Source organism: Halobacillus sp. BBL2006 (assembly GCF_000786645.1).
Taxonomy (GTDB): domain Bacteria; phylum Bacillota; class Bacilli; order Bacillales; family Halobacillaceae; genus Halobacillus.
In genome coordinates, this window is record NZ_JRNX01000584.1 from 1 (window position 1) to 1679 (window position 1679).

Here is a 1679-nt window from a genome sequence, read left to right on the forward strand (position 1 = left end):
TCGCCAAATGAGTATCGGCATGGCCGAAATGGGCTTTCGCGGCATCGATATCAATATGGGCTGCCCTGTGCACAATGTTGCAGCGAAAGGGAAAGGATGTGGGCTGATCCGTCGCCCGGATGCCGCAGCGGAAATCATCCAGGCAGCCAAAGCAGGAGGACTTCCAGTAAGCGTAAAGACCCGACTCGGTTATACGAAAGTCGAGGAATGGCGCACTTGGCTCAAGCACCTTCTGGAGCAGGATATTGTCAATCTCTCCATCCATCTACGTACGAAAAAAGAAATGAGTGACTTCGATGCGCACTGGGAGCTGATTCCGGAGATTAAGAAGCTTCGTGATGAAGTAGCCCCTGATACGCTGCTGACGATCAATGGAGACATTCCTGACCGTCAGAAAGGGCTAGAGCTTGCGGAAAAATACGGCGTAGACGGTATCATGATCGGACGCGGGATCTTCCACAATCCGTTCGCTTTTGAAACAGAGAAGAAAGAGCACTCAAGCGAAGAATTGCTCGATCTATTGCGCATGCAGCTTGATCTTCATGATAAGTATTCGGAAGAACTGGAGCCGCGTCTCTTCAAACCGCTTCGCCGCTTCTTTAAGATTTACGTCCGCGGATTCCGGGGAGCGAGTGAGTTGAGGAATCAGCTGATGAGCACACACTCCACTGATGAAGTGCGTGCGCTGCTTGATGAGTTTACAGGGAAAGATGGAGTGAAAGAGCAGGAAGGTTTTTCTGTTTCTTAAATAAAGTCCGTTTTCGTTGGACTGAGTCATTTTTACAGGAGAGAAGAGCCGTTGGTGCTCTTCTCTTTTTTTGTTGAACAGGACCAGGAATGAAAGGGAGAGCAAAAATAAAAAGCATCCTTGTCGATGCTTTTTGGTTAATTCTTTTTCATTACGCGTTTCACTAAAAAGAAAATGACCACAATGACCAACAGGAAAATAAGAATCCCCACGGGGCTGAATGTTAGCAAAAAAACTCCTCCTTAAAAGGCATAAAGGGTGAACGTCCCGGAAGTGGTCGTAATTTTAGAATAAGCGTTCGTATAAGTATAGACGACTCCTACAGCGCCGTATTTCCTCGTTTCATCCGTACTCCAGGTAGTCCTTGCGTATTTAGATGAACTAACAATGGCCCCCTTATAAACGATCCCTATATAGGTGCCAGAACTTCCAACCACTCCGTAAGCGGTATTGGATATCACATTTTTTATTTCTCTTACTTTACTACTGCCTCTGCTGATTTTAGACTTCACATCCCCCCTGTAAGAGTGGTTGAAAAGGTTGATATCGGAATATATTTTTCCGTAAAAATTCAGAGAAACACCATTGTACGATTTGTATTGGTCAAATGATCTACTATTGGATCCATTGAATCTTAAGGATGCATGAGGTGAATCTAAACTTTCCATATAGGAAGGTTTGGAAGAGGCGGTGGGTAGAGTGGCATAGGCTCTTATGAACTCGGCATCTTCGGGAGATAAAGGCTCATTTACGTCATAGGAAGAATCAATCTCTAAAAATCGTTCCTGAATTTCTGTTTCGTTTAGCGCTTGATTTTCACCGAAGGTGGTCTGGTTGGGGGCTATCGGTTCCATAGGAGCAGGAATGGTATCCTCTAATAAGATTCTATGCGATTCCTCGGCACTTGCACTTCCAGAAAACAAAAAAATAA

At 45.0% G+C, this 1679-nt stretch carries 2 protein-coding genes; one reads left to right on the top strand and one right to left on the bottom strand.

What is annotated here, in order from left to right:
• Positions 1-748 (top strand): tRNA-dihydrouridine synthase (locus LD39_RS16365; RefSeq protein WP_035549887.1); only part of this gene is annotated, 748 nt, incomplete at its 5' end.
• A gap of 242 nt (positions 749-990) precedes the next feature.
• Here the strand turns inward: LD39_RS16365 and LD39_RS23175 are convergent.
• Positions 991-1679, bottom strand: a 689-nt coding sequence (locus tag LD39_RS23175) for a hypothetical protein (RefSeq protein ID WP_197061448.1), incomplete at its 5' end; no start/stop codon positions are given.